The organism is Chryseobacterium polytrichastri (genome assembly GCF_900142445.1).
GTDB classification, from domain to species: domain Bacteria; phylum Bacteroidota; class Bacteroidia; order Flavobacteriales; family Weeksellaceae; genus Chryseobacterium; species Chryseobacterium polytrichastri.
Window position 1 is genome coordinate 111,775 of record NZ_FRAV01000009.1, and the last position, 20,929, is coordinate 132,703.

The 20,929-nt window shown below is 33.9% G+C and carries 20 protein-coding genes; 6 read left to right on the top strand and 14 right to left on the bottom strand.

The features are described 5' to 3' along the window. Positions 1-9 precede the first annotated feature (9 nt). Together BUB80_RS07735 and BUB80_RS07740 are read left to right on the top strand one after the other, a co-directional pair. Positions 10-831 (top strand): hypothetical protein, encoded by an 822-nt coding sequence (locus tag BUB80_RS07735; protein WP_139262606.1) that lies wholly within the window; start codon positions 10-12, stop codon positions 829-831. A gap of 10 nt (positions 832-841) precedes the next feature. Then, entirely contained in the window at positions 842-1,618 is a 777-nt protein-coding gene (locus BUB80_RS07740; protein WP_139262608.1) for a hypothetical protein, read from the top strand. A 75-nt stretch (positions 1,619-1,693) separates the two neighbouring features. On the opposite strand, the gene BUB80_RS07745 is transcribed toward BUB80_RS07740, so the two are convergent. After that, positions 1,694-2,734 (bottom strand): NAD(P)H-dependent glycerol-3-phosphate dehydrogenase, encoded by a 1,041-nt coding sequence (locus tag BUB80_RS07745; RefSeq protein ID WP_073292412.1) that lies wholly within the window; start codon positions 2,732-2,734, stop codon positions 1,694-1,696. Between the two features lie 226 nt (positions 2,735-2,960). Between BUB80_RS07745 and BUB80_RS07750 the strand changes: the two genes are divergently transcribed. Next, the gene (locus tag BUB80_RS07750; RefSeq protein WP_083547110.1) at positions 2,961-3,995 is read left to right on the top strand and encodes a M23 family metallopeptidase; all 1,035 of its coding nucleotides are present in this window, start codon (positions 2,961-2,963) and stop codon (positions 3,993-3,995) included. A gap of 74 nt (positions 3,996-4,069) precedes the next feature. Here the strand turns inward: BUB80_RS07750 and BUB80_RS07755 are convergent, their stop codons facing one another. From BUB80_RS07755 to BUB80_RS07775, 5 genes are all read right to left on the bottom strand, one after another. Next, a complete protein-coding gene (locus BUB80_RS07755; protein ID WP_073292366.1) occupies positions 4,070-5,236 on the bottom strand; it encodes an MBL fold metallo-hydrolase in 1,167 nt (388 codons plus the stop codon). A 12-nt stretch (positions 5,237-5,248) separates the two neighbouring features. After that, positions 5,249-5,902 carry an NAD(P)-dependent oxidoreductase gene (locus tag BUB80_RS07760; RefSeq protein ID WP_073292367.1) on the bottom strand — a complete coding sequence of 218 codons (654 nt, stop codon included), beginning with the start codon at positions 5,900-5,902 and terminating at the stop codon, positions 5,249-5,251. 58 nt (positions 5,903-5,960) lie between these two features. After that, on the bottom strand, positions 5,961-6,371 hold the full coding sequence (locus BUB80_RS07765; protein WP_073292368.1) for an Rrf2 family transcriptional regulator: 411 nt from the start codon (positions 6,369-6,371) through the stop codon (positions 5,961-5,963). Positions 6,372-6,437: 66 nt separating this feature from the next. Next, positions 6,438-7,388 carry a hypothetical protein gene (locus tag BUB80_RS07770; RefSeq protein WP_073292369.1) on the bottom strand — a complete coding sequence of 317 codons (951 nt, stop codon included), beginning with the start codon at positions 7,386-7,388 and terminating at the stop codon, positions 6,438-6,440. Between the two features lie 124 nt (positions 7,389-7,512). Beyond that, on the bottom strand, positions 7,513-7,947 hold the full coding sequence (locus BUB80_RS07775; protein ID WP_054510526.1) for an FKBP-type peptidyl-prolyl cis-trans isomerase: 435 nt from the start codon (positions 7,945-7,947) through the stop codon (positions 7,513-7,515). A gap of 178 nt (positions 7,948-8,125) precedes the next feature. Between BUB80_RS07775 and BUB80_RS07780 the strand changes: the two genes are divergently transcribed. Then, a complete protein-coding gene (locus BUB80_RS07780; RefSeq protein ID WP_073292371.1) occupies positions 8,126-9,124 on the top strand; it encodes a catalase family protein in 999 nt (332 codons plus the stop codon). Between the two features lie 268 nt (positions 9,125-9,392). On the opposite strand, the gene BUB80_RS07785 is transcribed toward BUB80_RS07780, so the two are convergent. From BUB80_RS07785 to BUB80_RS07815, 7 genes are all read right to left on the bottom strand, one after another. Continuing rightward, the gene (locus tag BUB80_RS07785; protein WP_073292372.1) at positions 9,393-10,436 is read right to left on the bottom strand and encodes a TerC/Alx family metal homeostasis membrane protein; all 1,044 of its coding nucleotides are present in this window, start codon (positions 10,434-10,436) and stop codon (positions 9,393-9,395) included. Positions 10,437-10,522: 86 nt separating this feature from the next. Beyond that, complete coding sequence (locus BUB80_RS07790; protein ID WP_073292373.1) at positions 10,523-11,131, bottom strand: TerD family protein; 609 nt, start codon at positions 11,129-11,131, stop codon at positions 10,523-10,525. Between the two features lie 68 nt (positions 11,132-11,199). Next, complete coding sequence (locus tag BUB80_RS07795; protein WP_073292374.1) at positions 11,200-12,144, bottom strand: hypothetical protein; 945 nt, start codon at positions 12,142-12,144, stop codon at positions 11,200-11,202. A gap of 15 nt (positions 12,145-12,159) precedes the next feature. Beyond that, positions 12,160-13,320: a toxic anion resistance protein gene (locus BUB80_RS07800; RefSeq protein ID WP_175549577.1), complete on the bottom strand. Its 1,161-nt coding sequence runs from the start codon at positions 13,318-13,320 to the stop codon at positions 12,160-12,162. A gap of 6 nt (positions 13,321-13,326) precedes the next feature. Further along, a complete protein-coding gene (locus BUB80_RS07805) occupies positions 13,327-13,881 on the bottom strand; it encodes a TerD family protein (protein WP_073292375.1) in 555 nt (184 codons plus the stop codon). After that, positions 13,871-14,695 carry a phosphoribosyltransferase family protein gene (locus BUB80_RS07810; protein WP_073292376.1) on the bottom strand — a complete coding sequence of 275 codons (825 nt, stop codon included), beginning with the start codon at positions 14,693-14,695 and terminating at the stop codon, positions 13,871-13,873. The genes BUB80_RS07805 and BUB80_RS07810 overlap by 11 nt, the downstream gene beginning before the upstream one ends. 5 nt (positions 14,696-14,700) lie before the next feature. Further along, positions 14,701-15,366 carry an HAD family hydrolase gene (locus BUB80_RS07815; RefSeq protein WP_073292377.1) on the bottom strand — a complete coding sequence of 222 codons (666 nt, stop codon included), beginning with the start codon at positions 15,364-15,366 and terminating at the stop codon, positions 14,701-14,703. Positions 15,367-15,942: 576 nt separating this feature from the next. On the opposite strand from BUB80_RS07815, the gene fusA reads away from it, so the two are divergent. Beyond that, a complete protein-coding gene (gene fusA / locus BUB80_RS07820) occupies positions 15,943-18,009 on the top strand; it encodes an elongation factor G (protein ID WP_073292378.1) in 2,067 nt (688 codons plus the stop codon). 228 nt (positions 18,010-18,237) lie between these two features. Here the strand turns inward: fusA and BUB80_RS07825 are convergent, their stop codons facing one another. Further along, positions 18,238-19,776, bottom strand: a complete 1,539-nt coding sequence (locus BUB80_RS07825) for a SulP family inorganic anion transporter (protein ID WP_073292379.1) — start codon at positions 19,774-19,776, stop codon at positions 18,238-18,240. Between the two features lie 719 nt (positions 19,777-20,495). Here BUB80_RS07825 and BUB80_RS07830 point away from each other — a divergent pair. Next, the gene (locus BUB80_RS07830; RefSeq protein WP_073292380.1) at positions 20,496-20,924 is read left to right on the top strand and encodes a helix-turn-helix domain-containing protein; all 429 of its coding nucleotides are present in this window, start codon (positions 20,496-20,498) and stop codon (positions 20,922-20,924) included. Positions 20,925-20,929: the final 5 nt, after the last annotated feature.

Below are 20,929 nucleotides of genomic sequence, written 5' to 3' on the forward strand. Positions count from 1 at the left end.
CATCACAATATGAAAAGAATTTATATCCTGCTATTTTTATCAATAGCCCATATGATATTTGCGCAAGTTGCTATAGGTACTACTACCATTAACAGCTCTGCCGTTTTACAGGTTTCAGAATCCAGCAACAAAGGAGTTCTTCTTCCGAGAGTAGACATTGTAGATGTATTGAGCAGTACAAGCCCTGTAAGCAACCCTGCAGATGGGCTCTTAGTATACAATAAAGGAAATACCATCAGTCCGGGCCTCTATTTATGGAAAGACAACCGCTGGAATCAGATTTCAGATTCTTACAATCTGGTAAGTTATATGATTCTACAGAGACCTACTGACTATGCAGTCTTGGGTGGTTCTGCAAACGGTACTTTTAAAAATTTCAACGATGCTGCCTTTACAGTTATTTCTAATGATATTGGAGCTTCTTATAATAACACTTCTGGTGTCATTACTCTTCCGGGAGACAGTGGATACCTGGTGAATGTATGTCTGGATATAAGAACCAATCTTGAAAGTGCATCATCAGGCATTTCAAATAGTGCTCTGCACCTACACCAATATCTGATAAAACTTATAGATCCTGTAAGTGGAACACAGTACGGAAAAACAATCAGCTTAAACGCACAGTCTATCGCCAGTAATAAAACCCATACGCTAAATCTTAGTTTTTCTTTTGTAACAAGTTCAGCTACTCCTATTACCCTTCTTCCTTCAATTGCTCATGATGCTGGAGGAACTTACCAGTTAGGAGCAGGAGGAATTGCACCTAATAACGGAGAGATCATTATTACCAATGCAAAAGTTGACATTCAGCGTTCTGCTCTTAATCAATAACATTAAAAAAATGAAAAAACTTATTTACATATTCTGTATAACAGCTTTCTTATTAAGTATGTTTACAAAAGCGCAGGTGGGCATTAATACAAATACCCCTAATACAAGCAGTATCCTGCATATCAATGCATCGAATAAAGGTGTTCTATTTCCACAGTATGACCTTACCGTACTGAATAACACTTCTACTCCAGTTGCTAATCCTGTAGACGGACTGATGATATTCAACAAAGGAGGGGCTTCAACTTATCCAAAAGGATATTATATTTGGATAAAAAGCCAATGGCAACGCATTGTTCTTGCAGGATCACAACCTCAAGCGATGTCATTGCTTATCGGGCCTTCAGCTTTAATTCCCGCTAACAGCACCAATAATACCATTACCGGATTTACCGTTGCTGAAAATAAAATTACAGGAGCATCACTTGGTGCTGATACCTCTACCATCACATTACCGGCAGGAACTTATATTGTTCGGTATTCTGTAGACACAAGTAACTCAGGTAGTAATACAGGCCCTACCAATACGCAGTCTCTTTCACAAAACTTTACGTGTACCCGTTCTTATTTAATTAATGCTGCTACAGCCGCCACTATCACCGAAATGAACCAAATGTGTCAGCTATCCAGCTCATTTACTTTTTTTCAGGGAACTTATTTTTTAAAACTCCTTACTCCTACAACCATCAGACAGAAGTTTGAATTTGATACGGGTAATGGCTTTACTGCAAGTAATCTGAATATACGATCATCATACACACTCATCATCACAAAAATGAGCCAATAAAAAAACTTAAACCTTAAAGGGTTTAAGTTTAATAAAATATTTGAACAAGGTTTTAAAGATTAAAACCTTGTTTTTTTAATTCAATTTTGCCGTCAGTTTTTTGAACTGTTTCTCTGCATTTTTGCCTTCATATAGAATCGCGTAAATTGTATCAACGATAGGTAATTTAAGATTCTTTAGTTTTGCAGTCTTATAAATAGAATCTGCAGCGTAATATCCTTCCGCCACCATGTTCATAGACTGAATTGCAGATTTTACCGTATATCCTTTTCCAATAAGATTTCCTAAACTTCGGTTTCTTGAGAATAATGAATACGCCGTTACCAGTAAATCTCCTAAATAAGCACTTTCATTAACATCTCTTGGTGCTTCATAGATTGCTTCTAAGAAAGTTTCCATTTCACGGATCGCATTAGAAACGAAAACAGCCGTAAAGTTATCTCCATATCCTAATCCGCTAGCAATACCCGCTCCGATCGCGAAAATATTTTTAAGAATCGCGCTGTATTCATTACCCAGAACATCTTTACTAGTATGTACCTTAATGAAATCTGAATTAAAAATGGTAAATAACTTTTCTGCCACCTCATCCTCTACCGTTGCAATCGTAAGATAAGAAAGTCTTTCCATCGCTACTTCTTCTGCATGACAAGGCCCTGCAATCACAGCCTGATTTCTAAAGCCAATCTTAAATTCGTCCCTTAAATAATGTGCTACCACATCATTCACCTTAGGAATAATTCCTTTGATGGCCGAAACGAAAATCTTGTCTTTATAATCACAATTCATTTTATCCAGCGTATCCGACAGATAAATAGACGGCGTTGCCAACACCACGATATCACAAGCAGAAACCAATTCGTTGATATCTGTTGTTAATTTTAAATTTTTAAGATTAAAATTTGCCGCTGTAAGATAGTTCGGATTGTGCCCGCGAAGTTCAATCGCGCCTTTCACAAACTCACTTCTTACACACCAATGCACTATTTTACAGTTCTCAACAAGCATTTTTACAATCGCTGTTGCAAAACTTCCACTTCCCACAACACCCACTGAAACCTCATTTTTATTCTTTTTAGAACTTGAAGATTCTGAAATTATTTTCTTTTTCGTCATAATTGAAATGTGAACTGCAAATATATTAAAACAAAGATTCAACAAAGCTTTTGAAAGGATGATAAAAGCCATTTTCTGAAAAAATTAACATTTCAACACAATTAAATATCTAATTGAACGTTAATTACAGAAATAACTAAATTTTCATTAAAAATAATCATCAAAAACTATTTTTAATTAAATTTGCAAGCTTAAAACCGTTTTTTAATATACTAAGAGAAGAAATATGAAGAAATTTCTAAGCAGCAAGAAGAACATAAACATCCTTCTGGGAGGACTTTTATTCGTTGTTTTTGTACAAGGAGTTTTCATAGCCAAATTATTTTCTGAAAGAGATAATAAAAACTATGAGGTGAACCTTGTAAAAATAAACACTGAAAAAGACAGTGTAGATTACTTAAAAATGAAAACAGATCTGGGGCTTGTAGACCAAACTGTTGCTCAACTTAATTCATTCTTAAAATCAAAAGATATTTCGAATGAAAAGCTAACAATTCTTAGCAAAGACAGTATTTCAAGTTCAGTGTATCTGGCGAAACAATCTAACCGATACAGCCAATATTTAATGGACTTACAGAAAAAATTAATGCAAGTTCCATTGGGAATGCCTACAGAAGGTCATATCTCATCAAACTTCGGAGTTAGAAAAAATCCTATCCCTTTTAAAACAGTTTACGCCTCTGTAAAATCAAATGTAGGATCAGAATCAAAACCAACAGCTGTTGCCGCAGTTTCAAAACCTGAAGTAAAAGCAGAACCCGTTGAAAAAATAATTGAATTAACAGACAGCTACGGAAATAAAAGAGAAGTAAAAGTAATGGTTACGCCGAAATCAGCGCCTGTTGCTTCGGCCCCAGCTACCACTTCTACAAAATCTATTGCCAGTAATTCTAACTCAGGATCTAAAGCGCCTGTTGAAAAAAACAATCCACCCGCTGAGGCAGATCAAATGCAATTCCACAAAGGATTGGATATTGGTGTTGCTTTTGGGACCGATGTTATCGCAACTGCTGCTGGGACCGTTATTTTCTCAGGTCAAAAAGGAGGTTACGGAAACTGTGTGATCGTATCTCACGGAAATGGACTCGCTACATTATACGGACATTTATCTCAATTGGTAGCGAAAGTAAATGAAAAAGTAAAAGTAGGCCAGGTGATCGCAAAATCCGGAAATTCCGGACGTTCTACAGGACCCCATCTTCATTACGAAGTACACAAAAACAATACGCCGGTAAATCCGAAATTGTTTATGAATTTATAAAAAATGATTATGCTTGATAGAGTTTCGGCGGCACCTTTGGTGCCGCCGAAACTTTTTTATATTAGAAGAAAGAATTATTGAATAATTTTAATCGTCCCTTTTGGATGATTTGATGACCCATCTGCTTTCAGGATATTTGAATAAATAATATTCTTATTATAATCCTGAACATTCACAACGTTGATACCAAGCTTCGGCTCTTTCCAATAGACCATAAAGACATTTATAGAAACTTCTGTTGCATAGTATTCAACGGTATCTGTAATTCCACCTGCTCCTACAAAAGACATTGTTTTATTATCTTTAAAATCTAAAACAAATTGAGTGGTTCCAAAGTTCACTTCTACTTTTCGTCCGATGGCTGGATAAGGTGATCTTAAATCCCAATTCATTTCGCCCAAGAAAACTTTAACCCCCATCGTCAATTCATCTTTTCCAGGAAGATTTGGATATTTTGCTACCATAAAATTCACAATCGACTCTGAAGTTTTATTTTCTGTGACTGCTTTCTTATAATTTTCAAGATAATTTTTAACAAAATCAAGAGCAGTTGGTGAGAGAGACTGTTTTGCAAAATGTGAAGGGACAACCTGTGTAGGATTCAATGCTTTCATAGCATCAATTTGCCCTATCCACTCGTCAATTGCTTTTTGATTTTGTGTATCCGCCATCCAGAGATGAGAATCTACAGAAACTGAAATACCACCTACAACTGTTTTCAAAGAAGGAACCCAAAGAAAACTATGCGCAGAATCATCAGGATTTTGTTTAATCTCAATTTTATTCCCTTCCAAATCAGGAATTGAATTTACTGCTTCCGGAATAATAATCTCTGAAGGTGCATCTTCTTTTAGTTGAGGTTTCCAAACTGCCAGTTTATCATCTTTTGAAGCCGAAATAAGATAAGCCGTTTGTGCAGTGGAAATAATTCTCACATTGGGAAAAGCTTTCTTAATAACATCCAATCCAAGATAAAAATCGGGGTCGCTGTGCGAAATAAAAACTGTTTTCAGATTCTTTCCGGTTGCTTTAATTTCCTTTACAAGTTGTTCAGCATATTGCTTTTGAAACTGCGCATCAATAAGTATTGCCTCTTTATCTCCATAAATAATGGTTGAGGTAATTGGAAAAATCGCTTTTGAACCCGGATTATACACTTTGATCTTCAAGTTTCCGGCAAATACAACACTTACAAAACTCAATAAGGTGAGTAGTGATAATAATCTCTTTCCTAACATCATTGTCTTTCTTAATTAGTAAGCAGCGGTAAAACGCTCACGAATGTGGTTATTTTGCTCCAATTCATCAACCAAAACTACTGCAACATCTTCTACAGAAAGAATGCTTCTTCCCTCTTCATTTACCACAGGAGTTTCTAAAGAAGTTCTGTATTTTCCTGTTCTTGTTCCTACATTCGCTTGATTCATTTCAATGGCAGGGCTAAAGAATGTCCAGTCTAATGTGCTGTTTTCTTTAATTTTATTTAAATAATCTCTTGCTGCCGTTGCCCCTGGTTTGTAAGCTTCAGGAAAATTTGGAGTGTCTACAATCTGAATATTCTCAGGCGTGTAAAGACTTCCTGCTCCACCTACAACGATTAATCTTTTAACACCTGAGTTTTCAACTGCTTTCTCAATGTTTTCAGAACCTGTAAGGAAATCGTTATAAAGATTTGGGTTCGTCCAACCTGCGTTGAATGTGCTGATAACAGCATCACTTCCTTTTAATGCTTCTGCTAATTCATCAATGTTATTGATATCGATACTTTTGGCAGATACTTTGTCATTCTGTTCCACTTTAGAAGCATCTCTCACGATAGCTTCTACCGCATATCCTCTGTTTGCTAATTCGTTTACGACTTGAGTTCCAACAAATCCTGTTGCCCCAATTACTGCTACTTTTTTCATACTATTTTATTTTAAATTAATTGTAATAAATATTGTTACATTTAGATATAAAAAAATTTTAATCAAACTGATCTGTGAATTGCTCCAATGACTTATCTCCTAAAAATTTTACTACTAACTGATCTGTTTCTACAAACAAATCATTCAGATGATTATTGATTTCACGGCCGACGCTGCAAACAGGATTCGGATTATTATTCTTTTTTCCTAACACTTCAGAATTTTTCACTGCTGAATAAATTTCAGAAATCGTTATAGAATCTGCACCTTTTGAAAGCTGACTTCCACCCTCTTTACCTTTTCGGCTTGTAATTAGACCTGCTTCTCTAAGAACACTGATCTCTTTACGAACAACCGCCGGATTTATATTAATACTGCCCGCCATCCACTCAGAAGTTAGCCACTCCTGCGGACTTTTAGCCAGTAAGGTCATAATATGTATCGCCGTAGCAAATCTTGTATTGTTCATCTTAATTACATGGCAAAGATACATCAATTTTTAAATGTAACAAATTTTATTACAGTTAAAATTTTCTTAAAGAATTAATTTATCCAAATCCAACAGTAAATAATTGATATTCTGATTAATCGTTCGTGTAGCCGACTGCATTTGATTCAGCATTGCTGCTCTATTATGAAGATCATCCGACCTGTAATACCCGCCATCACTAAAAATAACAGACTGATCAGCTTGTATTTTATTATCATCAAACTGATAATGCAACCACCTTTCTTTCATACTCTGAATAATAGAATGGGCCTCTTTATTTGAAAATTTCTTCTCGGTATACATATACCAAATAAAGGGTGGAAAGTTCGGAGACTCTAATTTCTCTCTCCAAACATCTCTTAAAAGATTTCTTGAATGTACAAATTCCACCTTCTTTCCTTTCGGATTAAGCGTAGCCAATCCAAAGCCTGCTCCCAAAGCTCCCCCACCAATATCGATGGCGCTACTCCAGGCATCATCTTTTACAATTCCACCTGCGATAGAGGCTGCAGCACCCGCAACAATAGAATATAAGATCAATTTCTTACTTTTAGAATCATTCAGATTATCTACATAAGATCCAATTTGGGCAACGCGCTCACCTTCACAGTCAAATTCTGCCGCAACAGCATCTAATTCCGTTAGAGAAATGGTTATTTTACTATTGATAATGGTTTTAAGCTGTAATACTTTAACCTGAGAAGTTAGAGAAGAATCTTTTTTAAGTTCTATAATTTTATGCACCTCATCCAGATTACCCAGTGCATTCAAGATCAAAATGCTCTGATCAGAAAACATCGGCTTCAAATCTTTATTGGCTAATACAATAGAATCTGAATTGTAAGAAGGTAATTTATAGGAATAATTATATTGAAAAGGAGCTTTACAATAGCTGTCTTTTAACGTAAGGATATTCTGCTTTATCGCCTGGTTTTTCTTAGAAACACAGGATGTTATTACACTAAAAACAGTTAAAAGGTAAAATATTTTTCTCATTCGGGTTTGTATTATTTGTGTAAAAATAGAATTAACCTTAGTTGATTAACGCTATACGAATATAATGAAATAAAAAAATTTACCCGAAGCTCAGGTAAATTTTTTATTGATAAGTAAGGTAAGATTATTTAATCCCCAACAACTCTACGATGAAAACAAGTGTACTGTTTGGTCCGATATCTTTGCTCACTTCTTGCTCTCCATACGCTAAGTGTGCAGGAATGATTAATCTCCATTTGCTTCCTACAGGCATTAATTGAAGTGCTTCTGTCCATCCTTTAATTACTTTATTCAAAGGAAAAGAAGCTGGTGTTCCTCTTTTTACAGAGCTGTCGAAAACCTTGCCTCCAATCGTAGTTCCGTGGTAGTGACATTTAACCATAGATTTAGGACCTGGTTTTGCACCATCTCCTTCGGTAATGATCTCATACTGCAAACCACTTGGCAACTGCACTACGCTTTCTCTTTTACCATACTCTTCCATGTATTCCTTACCATCGTTAAGGTTCTTCTCTGCCAATTCTTTTTTACGCTTAAATAACAAGTCTGCTACTCCCATAATTGATTTTTTTTTTACAAAGATAAGATTTTGTAGATGGAAGAGTGAAGCAAGAGGATGGAAGTTTTGGACCCGTATAATTGCTCTTATTTTCCAGCTCTCAAAAAATTCAAATAAGTTTAATGTTGTCGTAACACATATCTCGGAACTTGGCGTTATAATTGAATTTAAAAACTAAATGCCAGATCCAGTAAAATATAACAAGAAATTTGACGAACTCAACGAGGAGGAAAAAGTACTTCTGGAAGTCTGCAAAAAAAGTATTGCAGATTTTGTAGAGCAATCTTCTTTAATAAGTGACGTTAACCACGCTACAAGAAATGCGCATGCTAAAACCTATGCCGTTCTAAAAGGTGAATTCATTATAGATCCCAATATTCCCAATGAGCTAAAGCAGTTTTTTGACAAGGAAAAATTTGATTTAACCATAAGGCTTTCCAATGCTCATTTGAAAATTAAAAATCCTGAGAGAGACATTCCTGCGTATGGTTTTTCGGTAAAAATAAAAGATGAAAACGGAAGTTTAATTGCCAATTATCCTTTGGTGAATTTCCCGTTGTTTCCAGTGAATTCCGTGAGTACTTTTTTGAAATTATTTACTTCGGTTAATCGGTTTTTTGTAAAAAAATGGAGTTCATTTTCTTTAATGATGCAGGTTTTAAAAATCATTCCATCCACCTTAACAGGTTCGTTTATAAAGAATGCTTTCAAGCTATGGACTAAAAGAAATGATTTTTTTCTGTCTTTTGATTATCATTCGGTTGGAGCCTATCGTCTAGGAGATCATATGATTAAAATAAAACTGAGTCCAAAAGGAGTAGATAAGAACTTTGGAAAGAAAGTAAAGACTAAAGAAGCCCTTGAAGATTATTTTAAGTCAAATGATTTTACAGCCGATATTCTTATTCAGGTTTGTTATGATCTAAAAAAACAACCCATCAATAAACTGAATGTTGAATGGAAAAAAGCTCCGTTTATTAAAATCGGAGAAGTAAAAATAGAGAAAGACTCACTTCTTAATCCTCGCTCTTGTGAAAATGAGTTGTTATCTTTTAATCCGTTTGAAAATAAACCTTTCTTCCAACCGGTCGGGAGAATACAGAAACTCCGAAATGAAGCCTATAAAGTGTCTCTACAAACTAGGTTGAAGATCAATAAGCTTTTGAAATATAAATAAGGAAGGTGAATGGTGAATTTTGCTTCGCAAGTGAATGGTAAATTTTTGGAAAGTTTCGAGATTTCAGATTTGAGGGAGAATTTGTTTATTTTTTTAACGCAGAGTTCGCTAAGTTTTTTTTGAAATGATTATGTGTATTTTCGTTCGCGAAGGCATTTCATTCAGCAATGTTCATTAATGATTATGATTAAAAATCAATTTTCCAATCAATAAAAAAGGCTCTACAATATGTAAAGCCTTCATGTATTTTATTTAATGATAATTGATATTATCCTTCAATTTTATTTTCTTCGTCTTTCTCCTTATCAGGAAATATAATTGATAAAAGAACCGAGATTACCAATACTCCACCCACGATTCCTAATGAAACTGGTGATGAAATGTGAATCCATGGTGCTATTAGCATTTTAACCCCGATGAAAGATAAGATAATGGCTAAACCATATGGCAACTTGCTGAACATATGAATGAAGTTCGCCAACAAGAAATACAATGATCTAAGACCTAAGATTGCAAAAATGTTTGATGTATACAAGATAAACGGGTCATTTGAGATTGCAAAGATCGCCGGAATTGAATCCACTGCGAAAAGTACATCCGTAAATTCTATAACCGCTACAACCACCAAAAGAGGAGTTGCCATTTTGATTCCGTTTTGAACGGTGAAAAATTTATCCCCAACATAATTATCTGAAACTTTCCAGAATCTTTTGATCAATCTTGCCCCGGCAGTATTGCTGTAATCTTCATCATCATCATCGTCACCGCCTCCCCAAGATTTGATACCTGCATACACAAGAAACAAACCGAAAAGTACCATGACAATATTAATCTGAACAGCTTTCCCTAAAATAGTCATCTCAGGTAAATACGTTAAGTTGATAAGACCAACGCCTGCAAAAATAAATATCGCTCTGAATATCAAGGCTCCAATAATTCCCCAAAACAATACCTTATGATGAAGGTGTTTAGGAACCTTAAAGAATCCGAAAACAAGGATAAATACAAATAAATTATCTACTGACAGTGCTTTTTCAACCCAATACGCTGCTTGGTATTGTGTGAATTTTTCCACCGCTAGTGCGTGGCTTCCGGGACCTAAATCTGAGTTATAAACCCAATACACAACGCCCGAGAAAATCATAGACAGCGAGATCCATACCACTGACCAAATCGTAGCTTCCTTAGAGGAAACTTCGTGACTCTTCTTATTGAAAACCCCTAAATCCAGGAGTAACATGATAACCACCGTTATCGCAAATCCCCAGACCAGGCCAGGGTGTAATTCTAAAATACTTTGATGTTGTTCCACTATATATGTGTTTTTATATGATAAAAGCAATAACTGTATGATACACAATTATTGCCGTTTTAATTATTTTATTGATTTATAATTTCTTACAAATATTTTTGCTGAACGGTCTTTATCGTTTCTTCCAATTTTTTGTCCGCTGTAGGATCTCCAATTGCATTGAATTTCCATTCTCCATTTCTCTTATAAAAAACGCCCATTACCATAGAAACATGACCTTTAAAAGATGCATCATTCGCAATGTCATATTTAGCAAAAACCTCTCTTACATTTTTAGGGCTTCCTTCATAAATACGGATAGAAGCAAAAGGAATGGTTCCAAAATCCTGACCTCTATAACTATTCAATACCATTGCAACATGCTCTACACTCGCATCCAATTGACTAAAATCAACCGTGATTACTTCATTATCAAAACCATCATCTCCATCTACATCACCTGTTAAATCATCTCCACTGTGCTTTACAGAACCGTTTTTAGATTTTAGGTTTCCGAAATAAATTACTTCTGTAGCATTTTTATTCGAATCATATAAAATACAGCTTCCATCTAAATCTACTGCTTCTTTTTTAGTCCCAAAAAAACCTTTTTTCTCAATTGCTCCCCAGTTGATTCCCACGCAAGCTTGCGTAAGAGCCGACCCGTTTTCCTTCGTAAGGTTTATTCTTTGACCTTTTTGTAAGTTAATAGCCATCTTTTAATGTTTAGTTATTTATTATTTTTTATTGATAGAATGCCAAAAACAATTAGCCCTTCTACTTTTTAATTATTTAAATTTAAATTCAACATGGCGCGAAGAATATTGGTTTCTTCATTCACATCAAATATTTTATTCATAATATCTACGTTTTCGAGATTTCGAAGATAATCTTTCAATACAGCATCTACATCGCCCGGCAAGGTTCGTTTTCTTTCGTGAATGGTTTCTTCCAATTCTTCATTTTTTCTTTTCAACTGATTAATGATCGAAGCTTGATTAGATTCATTTTCAGAAGTATCTAAATCAGACAATTCATCATCAACCAAATACATTTTCCTCTCCTCAATACTAAAAATAAAATGCTCATCAGACTGAAAGATCTTGAACAATTCATATTCATCTCTTCCGATACGATACCCACACACGAAACGAACTTTAAAACTCTGTATATTAAGTTTCCCCAATAATTTTCTTTCTATCAGATAATCCTGATATTGGTAAGAAGGAACTGTCTTTGCCTTTAATTTCGACTCATCAGCTTCCGTTCTGTAAAATTCTGCTGCATATCTTTTGTGAAAATATAAAACATCATTCCAATTCAGTGTAAATTTATCCTCTGTAAGATCTTTATACAGGTTTCTTAAATGTTGAGAAAATATACCACTGTAGATTTTCCTGTCCGTTTCAAAATTATCAACTTTCTTTTCCTCGAAAGCTTCAATATATTGATTATTAATATTAATCTCGTTAATAACAGCCAACAGATCATTTTCCTTTTTCTTTTTGATCTTGGTTAGCAATTCTATTAAACTATCGGTATACTGAAGGTGAAAAAGCTCAAGTTTACTGTAATCTAACGTCTTATTTTCCTGAAATAAATTGTGTATAATATCTGTTTTAATATAGATTGATATTATGTCAACATTTTCAAAAAAATTAGAGAGAAGTTTAAGCTTGGTTAATCTTCTTTTACTTTGAGATAGTATGCTTACAGCTTCATCATCCACCTTAATACCTTGTTATTAACCTCTAATATTTGCTTTTAATTCGCTTTCTAATGACTGTAGATCCTGATCCAGCTTTCTTCTGCTTTCTGTACCTTGCTTTTGGATCTGTTTTACTTCATTTAAAGTATTAATCAACATTGCTGTTGTTTCTCTCAATGTTTCAGCAGATACAATAGTCTGTTCATTAGCTCTGGCAACATTTACAGAATTCTGACCCAAACGTTCTGCATTCTTTCTTAAGATCTCTTCTGTTGTAGAAGATACTTTCTGCTGAATCTCAATATTTTGCTGCTGTCTGTGCATGGCAACCGCTAATGAAAGCTGGTTTTTCCAAACGGGTAACGTTGTAGTAAGAATCGTCTGTGCCTTTTCTGCGATAGAAACGTTGTTGTTCTGAACCAATCTGATCTGTGGAAGAGACTGCATCATAATTAAACGTACTACTTTAAGATCTGCCAGCCTTCTATCTAATCTGTTGATAAAATCTCTCTTATCAGCAATTTGATAATCTGCATAATTCTGAACATTAGCTTCCATTTGTGCAAGTTCACCAGCCGCTTTTTCCATTCTTAAATTCCCTGCAATCACAAGGTCTTCAATTTGTTTGATAGAATTTACGTTGCTATCAAAAATAGTCTGCAAAACAGCGTTGTCTTTTGTTGAAGTAATGATTCCGGCATTTACTTTATGCGAGATCTGATCGATGTTGGTAACAATCTTATCATATTTAGCAAATAAGTTTTCTACCTGAGTAATCACTTTTTTCATGAAAGGCAAACGGCTAAAAAAGCCTTTTACTTTATTGCCTCCATTGATTTCGTCTACATCTACGTAATTAAGCTCAATCAATAAATTATTGATCAGCTCTCCTACTTCGCCAGAATTTGATCTTCTTACGTTATTTAAAAAACTATCACTTTGGTTGGCTAATGTTTTTTGAAGTTCAGACCCAAAATTTACGATAGAACCAGGGTTGGTTTCATCTATAGCATTGGCAGCCGTTTCATATTTCTGAAGGTCTGCACTTTGAATCTGAGTTAAATTTACATTTCCATCTCTATCAACGAGAACCGGTGGAGTTCCCGGATTAGGCTGACTCGGTTGTGCGGGTTCAAATGTCTTAAGGGGCTCAATTGACTGAAGTGGGTCAATGGGTTGGTTTGATTGATTATCCATAATAAATTATTGATACATTGATACAAATTTGTCAAGACCTTCTCTCTGACCTGCGCCTACAGCTTCGAATTTCCAATCTCCGTTTCTGTTGTAGATTCTTCCGAATTCTACCGCCGTTTCAATAGAGAAATCTTCGTCTAGTTCGTACTTCAAGATTTCCTCATTCGTTTCTGTATTCACAATTCTGATGAAAGAATTCCTTACCTGTCCGAAGTTTTGTTTTCTAGATTCAGCTTCGTGAATGGTAACTACTACAGTAATTTCCTTTATAGCAGAATCAATTTTAGTTAAATCAATTTTAATTTGCTCATCATCACCGTCTCCATCACCTGTTAAGTTATCTCCTGAGTGAATCACTGCTTTATCCGGAGACTCCAGGTTGTTATAAAAAATAAAATGGTTATCTGAAACCAATTTCTTGTTTTCTCCTAATAAAAATAAAGAAGCATCTAAATCAAAAGCTCCTCCTGTAGAAGTATTGTTGGTATCCCATCCTAAACCAATTGTAAATTTAGGGGCATTTATATTTTCTCTTTGTCCTTTTTGTAAGTTAATAGCCATAATATAATTCAGTTTGCGTTAAAGTGTTTATATTGTTTTCGTATTCTTTTATTAAATGATAATTGTTGCTGATTGCCAGCTCCAACAAACTATCCATATGCTCATTTGTTACTTTAGACGTAAGATACTCAAAATTACTTGAATCTAGGCCTAAAATATATTTTACAATCCTTGTATTAAATTGGAAACTTGGTTTCACCATTACTTCCACTACATGCTCTACATTTTTTACTGCATAATAGTTAAAGAAATTTTCAATGGTAGGATCCAATTCAAAATTCATTAATTCAGCATAATACATGAATAAAAAATCTGCTTCTACATTAAATTCATCCAAAATTTTATTCACTGTATATTCATGACTTCCTGTGATTTTTATATCGTCTATAAAAATACAAAGTTTTCCTCTTAAAAAATCTTTATCCAGATAATAAGTATCATTGGCTATCAGATTTTTACGGTCTTCAAAACTCAAATTCCCATAATCTGTCGTATAGGTATGATTTCTATTAATTTTTGATAAAATACTCGATTTTTTTCCTTTTTGAAATAAGTAAAAATCCAGATACTTTTTAAAATAAAAACATAAAAAATTAGAAGCTGTAGGAATCGCCATGTAAGGACTTGGCAAAACCACAATTTCTTTCTCTGTATTTAAAATATCTTCATGTTCAGAAATAAATCCGTCAAATAATTCCTTTGCAAATTTTTCAGCATATGATTTATCGCCATATTTAAAATAGCTGTATTCAGCAGGCGAAAAAGTAAATTCATCCGCCGAATGAATGTGGTGTAAACTATACCTTTTATTCATTTTTATTAGTTTTTTAGTAAATATGCGTTAAATCCAAAATCCTTTGCTCCTTTGTAATCGGCAATCGGATTATCTCCAATGTGTAGAATTTGGTTCATCTCCAACTCTTGATTTGCTCTATTCTTTACCTCCTGAAAAACGAGAGGATTGGGTTTAGAGATATTCAATTCATCCGAATAAATATGAAAATCAATATACTGATCAAGATTTTCATTAATCAGGAATTTTCTCATTGTTTTACCTTTGATAAATCCTGTGTTACTTAAAATATTAATCGTCTTTCCCTGATTTTTAATTTCATCAAAAAACTGATGAATATTTTCAAAAATGATAACGGGTTTATATTCCAGAAAAAGCGTTTCGCTCTTTGCATAGAATTGGTTTAATTGATCTTTATTAATCTGTTTCAAGTCAGCATTCAACGATCCTAAAATCAATAAATAAATTTCAAAAGTATCAATATTACCTCCTGACACTTCATTAATTGTATTGCAAAGATCATCGTAATATTTTACGAATTTCGCAACCTCATCAATGGGTTTATCAATGTTAAAAAACGAGGAGAACAGCTCAACTCTTTTTGCTTTAAATTCAGGATGAGATTTTATTAAGGTAAGCCACAGATCAAAAGAAAAATGATGGTGGTTGTGAATGTCTATATCTACTTTCAAAACGATATAAGTTAAAAATTTTATTCGGCTCTTTTGTTACAAAAGATTTTTAATTTTCTCATCATCAATTTGCGTTGAATTTTCCAATTCTTCCCAAAGATAAAATTTTTATCATAAATCCAAAGTGATCATTCTCTGTTTTATGAAACTTTATGATTTGTACAGTTATTAGCAAATTAAGAACAGATTTCCTTAAATTCAAAAAAAATGATAAAAAGTTTTTGTTGTTTCATTTTTTTTTATAATTTCGCAACCGATTAAAAATCAACAATGTCAACAAAAATGATAAATATTATAACTTTAAACAATCCTATCAGAGCTGTGTTCTTTGGTAGCACTGAATATTTATCTGAATAGTATCGACCTTTATAAAATCAAAATATAATAAAAGGCCTATCTATCCAGATAGGTCTTTTTTGCTACCCAATTTCCAGCTTTCTAAAATTCAAGTTGGTTGTCTTCAATTTTTAACGCAAAGAAAAAAATTCTTACTAAAATAAAAAGGTAGGATTAATAAATCCACACGCTTAAGAATTCCAATACAACCTTAAAAATCAACAATTTAAATTTAACAAAATGAAATACAACACACGAAATATAGGGATAATAGCACATGTAGATGCCGGAAAAACAACACTCACGGAAAGATTACTGTATTACACAGGTATGATCCACAAGATAGGAAACGTAGACGATGGGAATACAACGATGGATAAAGATATTCAGGAGAAAAACCGAGGAATTACCATTTCATCCGCAGCCATTTCAACCCAATGGAAAAAGGACCAACATGTTTTTAATATCAATATTATTGATACTCCGGGACATATTGATTTTGCCGTGGAAGTTGAGCGTTCTTTACGTGTTTTAGATAGCGTTGTCGCTGTTTTCTGTGCTTCTTCGGGAGTGCAACCACAGACTGAGAATGTTTGGTTTCAAGCAGAGAAACATGGAATTTCAAAAATCTGTTTTATCAATAAAATGGATAGAATTGGAGCTGATTTCTTTGCAGTTTTAAACGAGATCAAAACTAAATTGAACGCAGTTCCCTTGGCTTTACAAATTCCTATTGGTACTGAAGATAACTTTGAAGGCGTTATTGATTTAATCAAACAAAAAGCTTTGTATTGGATGGATGAAAATGGCGAAACGATTATTGAAAAGGAAGTTCCTGAAAATTATAAAACGGAAGCAGATGAATTCAGATTAAAATTAATGGAAACATTGGCTGAATATGATGAAGTTTTCTTTGAAGCTTTTATGAATTCTGAAACTCAAATTTCCGAAGAAATGATGATTGAAGCGATAAAAAGAGCCTGCCAAGCCAGAGCAATTGTTCCTGTTTTATGTGGTTCTGCTTTTAAAAATAAAGGCGTTCAACCTTTGCTTGATGCGATTGTAAGTTATCTTCCTGCTCCTAATCAATTGACTTCTATTAAAGGAAAAAATCCAACAACAGAAGAAACCATTGAGCTGGAAAGAAATGAAGAAGAAACTTTTTCAGGATTGGTTTTCAAAGTGGTGATCGATAAACATATGGGGAAGCTGGCGATGGTAAGAATATATTCCGGAAAGATAAAATCCGGTGATACTGTCCTCAATGTGAGAACCGATGAGAATTTCAGAATATCTAGGATTTTGCAAATGCAGTCGGATAAAACGTTAACCATTGAAGAAGCAAAAGCGGGTGACATTATTGCTTTAACAGGAATAAAAGATGCTAAAACAGGAGACTCTTTAGCCTCTATTCAAAAACCTGTCGTATTGGAAGCGATTACAATTCCGGCTCCGGTTATCCGAGTTTCAATTGAACCCAAAACGAATGCTGATGAGAAATCCTTCGGCTTGGTTTTAGCTAAAATTCAGGAAGAAGATCCGTCCCTAGTCGTTGAAAGAGACAAACAAACGGGAGAAACTTTATTGAGTGGTTTAGGTGAATTACATCTTGAAGTGACTTTAGAAAAGATCAGATTGAATCACGGAATCGAGATCAATCAGGGAAAACCTAAAGTTTCGTACCGAGAGATTTTAACGGAGACTAAAACTCACAGAGAAAAACTCGTTAAACAAGGCGGTGGAAGCGGACATTTTGCAGACATCACTTTTGAGATCGGACCTGGAGAAAATGACAAACCCGGTTTGGAATTCATCAACAAAATTAAGGGCGGAGTGATTCCTAATGAATTCATTTCTTATGTTGAAAGAGGTTTCAAAGATGCTATGGAAAATGGCCCGTTAAGTGGTTATCCTTTAGAAAATATGAAAGTAAGTCTTCTGGATGGTTCCACACACAGTGTAGATTCTGCGGCTTATGATTTTGAAACTGCTGCGAGAGATGGGTACAAAGCTGTTGCAAAACAGTGCAAACCAAAATTATTGGAACCCATCATGCAAGTTGAAATTCAAAGTATTGAAGAATATACAGGAGCTGTAACGGCTGATATCAATAAGAGAAGAGGAATTATCACTTCTATAGATGAAAGGTCAGGAAGAAAAATATTCACTGCGGAAGTTCCTTTAGCTTCTACTTTCGGATATATTTCTGATCTGAGAACGTTGACAAGTGGTAGAGCTTCCATCAGTATGAAATTGTCGCACTATGCTTTAGTGCCAGATTTTATTTCAAATTTAGTAATAACTTAAAAAGCGAGGGCTGTAAATTTATTTTTGCAGTCCTTGTTTGGGTTATGGAGTGAATGATCATTTTTTTTCTCTTGCTGATTACGCAGTTTTTTTTCTTGCGGATGTTTTTATTTCCCACAGATTTCACAGATCTGCACAGATGTTTGCGTACTATTTTAAACTTCAATCATCCAAATTACAATCCAATTACACTCTCAAACCTTCAAACTCTAGCACTCTACAACTCTCCTACTCTTCAGGCATTACTTTATAGGTAGGATCTTCCTTAATATTAACTTCAATGATTGCTTCTGCATTTTTAAGCATCTTTCTACAGTCTTCGCTTAAATGTTTTAAATATAATTTTTTGTTTTGTTGAGCATATCTTTTTGACAATTTATCTAAAGCATCAATAGCGCTCATATCAACAATTCTGCTTTCTTTAAAATCTACAACTACTTCATCAGGATCATTTGCGGGATCAAATTTATCTGTAAACGCTGTTGCAGAACCAAAAAATAAAGGTCCGTATATTTCATAATACTTTACTCCTTTTTCATCAACATATTTTTTTGCTCTAATTCTTTTCGCATTATCCCAAGCAAAAACCAATGCAGAAATTATCACTCCTATTAAAACAGCTAACGCCAAATTATGTAAAACAATCGTGATCAAAGCCACCGTAATCCCAACAAAAATATCAGACTTCGGCATTTTATTCACAATTCTAATCGAAACCCATTGAAATGTACTTATTGCAACCATCATCATGACTCCCACCAAAGCTGCCATCGGAATTTTCTCAATAAAGGGAGCTCCAAACAAGATGATAATTAATATGGTAATGGATGCTATAATTCCGGACAACCTCGCTCTTGAACCTGCATTCAAATTAACCAAAGTCTGCGCTACCATGGCACAACCTCCCATTCCTCCGAAAAATCCGTTGGTAATATTGGCAACACCCTGTGCAACAGATTCACGGTTTGCATTTCCTTTCGAATCTGTAATCTCATCAACCATAGACAAAGTAAGAAGAGATTCTATTAATCCTACTCCTGCCATAATCATGGCATACGGAAAGATAATTTCTAACGTTTTTAATGAAAATGGAATCTGCGGAAGATGAAAACTTGGAAGGTTTCCACTAATACTGGCTATGTCTCCAACGGTTTTCGTATTAATATTAAACCCTAACACAATTCCAAAGACAATTAAAATAGCAACCAAAGAAGCAGGAATCACCTTTGTTATTTTTGGAAAAAAGTAAACAATGGCAATCGTTAAAGCAGTTAATCCACCCATAATATATAAGGATGTCCCCTGAAGCCAACTGACAACTCCATTGCTGTCTGTAATTTTAAACTGCTCGATCTGGGCCATGAAAATGATGACCGCCAAACCATTTAGGAAGCCATACATTACAGGTTGAGGAATTAATCTTACAAATTTCCCAAGCTTGAAAACGCCAACCAACAATTGAAAAATCCCCGCAAGAATGACAGTTGCAAAAAGATATTCTATGCCATGGGTTTTTATTAAAGCAATTAAAACAACAATAGTAGCACCAGCTCCACCGGAAACCATTCCTGGTCGGCCTCCTAAGATTGCAGTTACTAGCCCCATCATGAATGCAGCATACAATCCTGTTAAAGGTGAAAGTCCTGCTAAAATTGCAAACGAAAGAGATTCAGGAATCATGGTCATCGCTACTGTAAAACCAGCGAGTAACTCATTTTTGTAATTTATTTTCTTTGAAAGATTGAAAATATTAATATAGGTATTCATTTCGGTGCAAAGGTATGTACTTCAAGCATTTTAGACAATTATAAAATCAAATTATACAGATCGGCTTAAATCCCTAGTCATAATAGAGAAAAACTTATATTACTTCACCAATAAGTAGATTTATTATGTTAAATTTTAACTAAAATTTCATTTTTAACAATATTTATTAATTCATTCTTTTGGTTTAACTCCTATTTTTTATATATTTGAAAACAGAGAAGTTGATAATTTTTTTCCTGTATTAATGAAACGAATTACAGGAAAAAAGAGCAGATTGAAATGAATCACAGCAAACAAATTATATAAAGAGAATTGCATGAAAAAGCTTTAATAGGTAATAAATATATTATTCATACTTATAAAAAAGAAAGTTTGAAATAAGTATATAGGTTTTATTAAGCGAACTGGATGAGAATCAAAAAAGAATAATCGCTAAAAGCATTGAGAAAGGCAAGAATTCTTTACATAAAAACTACCTGAAAACAAAAAAATCATTATACCTTATATATTAATGATTTTGTAGTAAACCATATATTCATTTTACTGAAATTTTTGCAGTAAGTAAAATCTATACAGATTTTATACTATTACAACAATTGCATTCAAACACTATTTTTGAATAAAAAAACTGATTCCTAAAAGGTCGGTTAAAAAAATATAACAGCTACCTATTCTTTCTTTTAATGCAAAGTTTTAATACCCAAATATTTATTTAATAAATGTTATACAAAGAAATACATATAGGACAATTCATTAAAGAAAGAGTTGCAGAACAAGAAATTACAATGGAAAGAATGTGTAATTTCTTACATAAAGAAGAAGAGGTTGTTGAAGAATTGTTAGCCAGCAAATCTATGGATACAGAGCTTCTGCTAAGATGGTGTAAATTATTAGAATATGATTTTTTCAGACTCTATAGTTCGCATCTTATTTTATATGCTCCCCCATCAGCAGTTAATAAAAACCATAATAAATCTGAAAAAATACCTTATTTCAGGAAAAACATATATACACAGGAAATTAAAGAATTTATTATTAAAAGAATTCTCTCTGGTGAGATGACTCAAAGTGAAGTAATTAGAGAATATTCAATACCAAAAAGTACGCTACACCGTTGGCTACAGAAGAATAATACTATTAACGAATAAATAAA

Coding starts and splice junctions, on each gene's coding strand:
- BUB80_RS07735 (WP_139262606.1), top strand. CDS start 10: ATGAAAAGAATTTATATCCTGCTATTTTTATCAATAGCCCATATGATA.
- BUB80_RS07740 (WP_139262608.1), top strand. CDS start 842: ATGAAAAAACTTATTTACATATTCTGTATAACAGCTTTCTTATTAAGT.
- BUB80_RS07745 (WP_073292412.1), bottom strand. CDS start 2,734: ATGACGAAAAAGAAAATAATTTCAGAATCTTCAAGTTCTAAAAAGAAT.
- BUB80_RS07750 (WP_083547110.1), top strand. CDS start 2,961: ATGAAGAAATTTCTAAGCAGCAAGAAGAACATAAACATCCTTCTGGGA.
- BUB80_RS07755 (WP_073292366.1), bottom strand. CDS start 5,236: ATGATGTTAGGAAAGAGATTATTATCACTACTCACCTTATTGAGTTTT.
- BUB80_RS07760 (WP_073292367.1), bottom strand. CDS start 5,902: ATGAAAAAAGTAGCAGTAATTGGGGCAACAGGATTTGTTGGAACTCAA.
- BUB80_RS07765 (WP_073292368.1), bottom strand. CDS start 6,371: ATGAACAATACAAGATTTGCTACGGCGATACATATTATGACCTTACTG.
- BUB80_RS07770 (WP_073292369.1), bottom strand. CDS start 7,388: ATGAGAAAAATATTTTACCTTTTAACTGTTTTTAGTGTAATAACATCC.
- BUB80_RS07775 (WP_054510526.1), bottom strand. CDS start 7,947: ATGGGAGTAGCAGACTTGTTATTTAAGCGTAAAAAAGAATTGGCAGAG.
- BUB80_RS07780 (WP_073292371.1), top strand. CDS start 8,126: ATGCCAGATCCAGTAAAATATAACAAGAAATTTGACGAACTCAACGAG.
- BUB80_RS07790 (WP_073292373.1), bottom strand. CDS start 11,131: ATGGCTATTAACTTACAAAAAGGTCAAAGAATAAACCTTACGAAGGAA.
- BUB80_RS07800 (WP_175549577.1), bottom strand. CDS start 13,320: ATGGATAATCAATCAAACCAACCCATTGACCCACTTCAGTCAATTGAG.
- BUB80_RS07805 (WP_073292375.1), bottom strand. CDS start 13,881: ATGGCTATTAACTTACAAAAAGGACAAAGAGAAAATATAAATGCCCCT.
- BUB80_RS07810 (WP_073292376.1), bottom strand. CDS start 14,695: ATGAATAAAAGGTATAGTTTACACCACATTCATTCGGCGGATGAATTT.
- fusA (WP_073292378.1), top strand. CDS start 15,943: ATGAAATACAACACACGAAATATAGGGATAATAGCACATGTAGATGCC.
- BUB80_RS07825 (WP_073292379.1), bottom strand. CDS start 19,776: ATGAATACCTATATTAATATTTTCAATCTTTCAAAGAAAATAAATTAC.
- BUB80_RS07830 (WP_073292380.1), top strand. CDS start 20,496: ATGTTATACAAAGAAATACATATAGGACAATTCATTAAAGAAAGAGTT.